Consider the following 6786-nt stretch of genomic DNA (forward strand, 5'->3'; position numbering starts at 1 on the left):
CTCTTCAAAAAACTTATGATCCACAACTGGCTTTAAATTTTAGAGCAATCGCAAAAATTAATGATCATAATGCACTTATGATTGGCAATGGACATTTATATAACACTGTAATAAGAATATCTTATTGATTTTAAAATCTAAAGGCTTTCTTATTGCTTATACCTGGAAAATTATGAAACATTTTCATTTTGTGAAAAATAAGTATGGTAGAGAACTACTAATGGATATTGGTAGTTATAACGATATTCCAAATTATTTTTTTGAAGCAATATTACATTGCACCGATTTTTATGAAATAATATTTTTTTCAAATGGAAATGGTTTTTTAGAACTTGACAATCATAAAATTACTATAGAAAACAATACCGTTGTTTTTATTTCTCCATTCCAAAACAGAAAATGGTATTTAGACAAGAATAAGATTAATTGCCATTTTTTATTTTTCAAAGATGATTTTTTATCTAATTTTTTTTCAGATAAACTTTTTTCTTTTAAGCTACAGTATTTCTACAATAAAACAAAACCGTTATTTATTAGAATTTCCGAAACTCAATTACGGAAATATAAAGAAGTATTTGTTGATATATTTATTGAATTAACGGAATTCAAATCTGATAGCGAACATATTATTCGCTCTTTATTATATTTTTCCTTAATAAAATTGAATAGATATTATTCTGAAACATATCAGTTGTCATCTGAAACCGAGAATAATACAATTTCATTTATGTTTAAACAGCTATTGCAAAGCGAGGTTAGAAATAACAGAACAATTCTTTTTTATTCTCAAAGACTTGGGGTGAGTAGAATAACATTGAATAAATGTATAAAAAAGCAATTTGGAATAACTTGTTCTGAGATGATAGATCAGTTTGTCTTATTTGAAATAAAATCTTTTCTGCAATACTCAAAACTAAATATAAATGAAATTGCCGATTTATTCAATTTCTCCGAACCCAATCATTTAAGCAGGTTCTTTAAACGACATACCAACATGACGTTAAAAGAATATAGAAATAATTATCAAAATGGTAGTTATTTTATCTGATTGATAGCGATTGAATATTGTATGCACAATAATTTTACAGGAATGAAAAAAATCGGGAAATTATGTCACGACAAAACATCAGATTCAATTTTTATAACAAGAAATTATTCAATTTAATAAGAATAGTTTGTCTATTTCTGATAGCGCTTTCTATAAATATTCAGACAAATGCACAAACTCCTAAGAAAAGAGTCGTTATGATTTCAGTAGATGGCGCTCCAGATTATCTTATAGATAAATTCCTTGACAATGGGGTACTTCCTGCCGATGGAGCTTTTGCCAGAATGAAAGAAAAAGGTGCTTATGCTGAAACACTATTGCCTATTAATGTTGCTTCTACGGGCCCTTCACATATCTCCATTTTTACGGGAGCTTCTCCTTCTAAAACTGGAATTGTTGGAAATACATTTCGTAAAAATAACCAGGATTGGTCAAGCCCGTCATTATCTGCTTTTAGCCAACCCATTACTGCCGAAACAATTTTTCAAGCAGCTATGCGCCAAGGCAAAAAAGTAATTGCGCTGGCGGGTGTCGGAATTGACTATACCAATCAGAACCGAATGACAGATTGCATGCATATGTATCCTATAATTTGTGGGCCATCCTTAATAATGGATTTAGAAGTTACAGATACGATAAATCAAGTGGATCTCAAACGTTTCATTAAGTTGAAAACAACGCCACAAAGTCCATCAAAACCTATTTTTGAAATTTCAGGAAGTTTCAAGATTCCACTATATTTTTATCTCAAAGATCGAAAGTTTAACCCTTCGAATTTGCCAAATCGGCCTACAGAAATTGTTATTGATACAGATGCGGATTTCAAAAATGGTTATGTAGCAACGGTTAATTCCGAAAGTTGGACAGGAATGGCAATAGAAAAAAACAGTAAAAAGTACAATGCTTCTTTCAGAATTTTCAAATCTGATGAAAAAGAAGGTAAGTTTCAATTATTTATGACTGCTCCAGCAGAAGTCTATGGTTCTCCGAATGGATTTCTAGAAAAATTACAATCAAATTGGGGTTTAGGGCCTGTAGAACCTGAAAATAGAAAACAGACTACTGGCCTGGTATCTGAGAAAATCTGGTTTGAACAAATAGACAGGTTGGCAAAATATTCAAAGGATTTAATTCTTACGGCGATGAAAGAAGATGGTTGGGATTTATTATTTGGCTATTTTTCTACACTTGACGATGTACAGCACAGATACACATTAACCAATCCACGACAAATAGATAATAATGCAGATAATGGAACACGTCCGAAAACTTATGTTGATTATATTGAAAATCGGTTTCAGATGATTGATGCCTATTTACTTGAAATTATGAATGCCGCTCCAACGGAAACTAATTTCGTTATTTTTTCTGATCACGGAATGATACCTACTCATACTGTTGTATTGTTAAATAATTATTTCGAGCAGAGTGGGTTCGGTTATACCAAACAGGAGCTTACACTTTGTGCAAGCGGAAACTCTGCACATATATACATCAATAAGGAAAAAATAAAAACCAGTGATTACGAAAGTTATTTGAACCGATTGACTGAATCACTAAAATCGTTAAAAGATACCATTACAGGCGAACCTATATTTGAGTTAGTAGCAAATAAACAAGAACAGAAAAAATACGATTTATACCATCCGGATTATTCGGGCGACCTATTTGTAAGTTGTAAGGCAGGTTATACAATTTCACATAGATACCAAATAGGTGTAAATTTTCTTGTGCAAAATTCTTTTGATCCGGCGATGTTTAAAAATGAAAACCAGGCAACTAAGAATTTCCTTTTAAGCGGTACAATGAATGAAACAGGCAGAGGCGTTCACGGTTGCCTATCCAGTTTGCGTGAAGGTCAGTCTATCTTTTATGCAATCGGTCCAGATGTCCCGAAAAAGGAAATAAAAAAAATGTATTCGTTACAAATTGCACCAACAGTAGCAAATTTGTTAGGAATTCAACCGCCAATGAATGCTGAACAAAAAAGCAGTTTTTAATTGGTTGAAAGATTAAAACTAATTATAAGATTCAATACAATGAAAATCATCTTTACGATTTTAGCATTAACAATAATCAACTTAGTTAAGGCACAAGGCAATAACACATTTGAAAGCAAGTGGATACAAAATGAAGGGAACAACATGATTTTTTATAGTATAAAAGATTCAATTAAAACTGCCATTGGTGAAGTTGAGAATAAACTTGAAATCAATAATGGCATTATTATACAATCAATGACATTCAAACGCAAGATGTTTAAAAATGATTTTGTTGATGTAACCGAATATCGTTTAAGCAATCTAAAACCAATATTTCATACGTCAAACAATGACCAGCGTTTTCTTACGGTTGTTTATGGCGATACCATTCATGCAATTTACCGAAATGTAAGTGACAAAAAGATAACAAACTACGCAGAACCAATAGATAATAAGTTGAATTATTTTGAAAGTAGTGTTTACCAAAACATTATTAGGTGGTTGCCATTAACCGAAGGTTATAAGAATGAACTTGCAATTTACAATTATGATCCAAACTGTAGAACCGGGATTTTTGATGTAAAAATTACTGAAGTTATTTCTGAAAAATATCAAACAAAGAAATCAGGTGTTCGAGATGTATGGAAAGTAACAGAATTATATGAAAATTTAAAAACTGTTCATTACATAGACAAAGAAGATCGTAAGCTTTGGAAACAAGAAATCAATGGAGGTAAATTGGTTATGATTAGAGAAGAATGAAATTATTAAAAATAAGTATGAATTAGAACAGAAGCTATTTTCAATCTTTTCCCTTTTAATTTCAATGGTTTTTAAGTGGTTAAACTATAATGATGATGGCAATTTTGACATAAGCGAGACAATATTTCTAAACAGAAAAATATGACTAGATTATTTTACGTAACAGTTTTTCTATCTATTACTTCCTTAATAACGGCTCAAACGACAGAATTATTACGGCACAAAATAGAACAAATCGTTGCGGAGAAGAACGTTACTGTGGGCGTTGCTATTAATGGGAATAGCGGAAAAGATACGTTGTCCATAAATGGCGACACACATTTCCCAATGCAAAGCGTATTTAAGTTTCATATCGCTTTAGCGTTGCTTTCTGAAGTAGATAGAGGAAGATTTTCGTTAAACCAAAAAGTTGAAATTCGAAAAGAAGACTTGATACCCGATTTGTACAGCCCATTAAGAGAAGATTATCCGAATGGAGTGACACTTCCAATTTCAAAAATTCTGGAATATACAGTTTCTTCCAGTGATAATGTCGGCTGTGAGGTTGTATTAAAACTAATTGGCGGACCAAAAGTTGTTGATGATTATTTTATTAATAATGAGATTAAAGACATATCAATAAAATTAAACGAAGTAGAACAACAGGCCAATTGGGATTTGCAGTTTCAAAATTGGACAACACCAAAGGCTGCAAATGAAGTGTTGACAAAATTTTATTATAATGCAGAAAAGTTACTTTCAAAAAAAAGTTACGATTTCATTTGGAAAGTAATGAAAGAAACAGAAACAGGCCAAAACAGATTAAAAGGACAATTGCCGAAAGGAACAATAATTGCGCATAAAACAGGCTCATCAGGAACAAACAATGAGGGTTTGACAGCAGCGGTAAATGATATTGGAATTGTGTTTTTACCGAACGGACAACATTTTTTCATTAGTGTGTTTGTCACAAATTCCAAAGAGGATGCAGAAACAAATGAAAAATTAATTGCTGATATCGCAATTGCGACCTGGAACTATTTTATAATTAAGACGGAATAAAACTGACACCAAAATATTTAGTTAGCTTCCACAATGCAAAAACATTGACAAATGAAAGAATTAGCGACAAATCCATTTTTAACTTTTGCTACAGTTTTTTATGGACAAAAGGCCGTTCAATTTGCTGACTCAATACGTAAAGTTTATAGCATTCCAGAAATTAGTTATGATGCTGTCGATTCCAAATCAACATTAGAAATTGTTATGGGCAAGTTTAAAAAACGACATCACACAGACTCACAAACAGAAAAGAAAATTATGATAGGAAAAACATTACGACTTATAAATTTTTTATTGGACACTGCAATTTATTTTGCGTTTATGGTATCTTTCTTAATGGTTTTCAAAAATGCAATTGAGCAGGAAAAAGTTAAATGGATTTCGATTTTAATCTATTTTTTATATTATTTTCTTTTTGAGTATCTCATCGGACAGACTCTTGGGAAAATCATCACTCGTTCTAAAATTATTTCATTGACAGAAAATAAAGGGCATTATTTTTTTCAAATTTTATTACGCACACTAATGAGATTTATTCCCTTAGATATGTTATCATATTTGTTTTCATACAGAGGTCTGCATGACTGGATTTCAAAAACGACTATAATCAAACTATAGTAATATAAAAATTAATGTTTAACTAAAAATCAATTAGCATGAAAAAAAATGTTGTAAATGTTCTGGGTATGCTTATAATAGCTGCCACTTTATCAAGTTGTGCCACTGTTTTTGGTGGTAAAGTTTCACAATGTCAAAAAACTAAACCTGCTGAAGGACAACCGCAAAGGGAAGTTAGGGTTGGTGCTTTAATTGCTGACATTTTATTATTTTGGCCAGGTACAATTGTTGACTTTGCAACAGGTGCGATTTACAAACCTTGTGATAAAAAGTAGCACGACTTTATCCAGACTGGTATAAAAATACCAGTCTGGATTTTTAAATGACAAATTTGAGAAATATGGAAAACCAGCCCATAACAAAGTGTAGCCGGCAATAAGGGTTTCCGTGGTATTCGAGCATTCTGCCCCGCATAAACTTCGGTGTAGCTTGACAGTGACGAAGCCCGAAATCCCTTACTGCCGCTATACTCAAACGTTGCATTGGGAGGACACTCCATTGACCTGACCGACACGGCACCCTTAAATGACCGATTTCATATTGGTTCTAATACTAAAGCAATGTCAGCGTTTATTCTAAAATAATTTGAAAATGAAAACCTTTAACAGTACTTTTTTAATACGTTTCGCATTAGTAACTATTTTCTTATCACACAGTTTACATGGAATATTTATCAGAAATGATGTGAATGATTTTGGCAATTTGTTTTTAAATCAAATTGGGTTTGCTCCCTTTGGAGTTTTTATTGCTTGGACAACAGTAATTTCTCAAATAATCACTTCATTGTTTTTATTGGCAGACAAATACACAAAAATTGCATCAATCATCAATATTCTAATTTTAATATCCGGAATTGTAACAGTTCATCTTAAAGAGGGTTGGTTTGTCGTTGGTGCCGGAAGAAACGGAATGGAATTTAGCTTCGTGCTAATTTTCATGTTACTAACTTTAATATTTTCAAACAATCAAAACCAACATAAACATAAATGAAGCAACGTTTTAAAAAGATAGGACATCTTAGTAAGTAACAATATCAATTAAAACGTTCAAATCATGGTAAGAAAACTTTTTTTCAGCATCATTCTTTATTCAATGATCTGTACCTCATGCGAAAAGGGAAACAGCTCCCCAGACAATGACGGCAATAAAAACAAATTGATAAATTTGGGCTGACTGATGAAGAGCTTAGAGCTGTATCTCAATGGTTCATAATTAATTAGGGTCTGCTGAAAAACACTTCAATTCAGATAATTGACAAGTACTGCACAATGCTGTATTCGTAACTGAAAAACACAACGACAGAGACTATCAAACAGAATCTGTATTTTTTCACAC

General features: G+C 31.9%; 7 protein-coding genes. All 7 read left to right on the plus strand.

What is annotated here, in order from left to right:
- The first annotated feature begins 172 nt into the window (after nucleotides 1-172).
- The 7 genes from WC223_13605 to WC223_13635 all read left to right on the plus strand — a co-directional run bounded on the left by WC223_13605 (nucleotide 173) and on the right by WC223_13635 (nucleotide 6441).
- Nucleotides 173-1048, plus strand: a complete 876-nt coding sequence (locus WC223_13605) for an AraC family transcriptional regulator (GenBank protein ID MFA6925276.1) — start codon at nucleotides 173-175, stop codon at nucleotides 1046-1048.
- Between the two features lie 197 nt (nucleotides 1049-1245).
- The gene (locus tag WC223_13610; protein MFA6925277.1) at nucleotides 1246-3048 is read left to right on the plus strand and encodes an alkaline phosphatase family protein; all 1803 of its coding nucleotides are present in this window, start codon (nucleotides 1246-1248) and stop codon (nucleotides 3046-3048) included.
- 39 nt (nucleotides 3049-3087) lie between these two features.
- Nucleotides 3088-3792: a hypothetical protein gene (locus tag WC223_13615; GenBank protein ID MFA6925278.1), complete on the plus strand. Its 705-nt coding sequence runs from the start codon at nucleotides 3088-3090 to the stop codon at nucleotides 3790-3792.
- A 141-nt stretch (nucleotides 3793-3933) separates the two neighbouring features.
- Nucleotides 3934-4833 (plus strand): class A beta-lactamase, subclass A2, encoded by a 900-nt coding sequence (bla, locus tag WC223_13620; protein MFA6925279.1) that lies wholly within the window; start codon nucleotides 3934-3936, stop codon nucleotides 4831-4833.
- A gap of 51 nt (nucleotides 4834-4884) precedes the next feature.
- Complete coding sequence (locus WC223_13625; GenBank protein ID MFA6925280.1) at nucleotides 4885-5451, plus strand: RDD family protein; 567 nt, start codon at nucleotides 4885-4887, stop codon at nucleotides 5449-5451.
- Between the two features lie 38 nt (nucleotides 5452-5489).
- A complete protein-coding gene (locus WC223_13630) occupies nucleotides 5490-5726 on the plus strand; it encodes a hypothetical protein (protein ID MFA6925281.1) in 237 nt (78 codons plus the stop codon).
- A 316-nt stretch (nucleotides 5727-6042) separates the two neighbouring features.
- A complete protein-coding gene (locus WC223_13635) occupies nucleotides 6043-6441 on the plus strand; it encodes a DoxX family membrane protein (protein ID MFA6925282.1) in 399 nt (132 codons plus the stop codon).
- Nucleotides 6442-6786 lie beyond the last annotated feature (345 nt).

Source organism: Bacteroidales bacterium, from assembly GCA_041671145.1.
GTDB lineage: Bacteria > Bacteroidota > Bacteroidia > Bacteroidales > JAHJDW01 > JAQUPB01.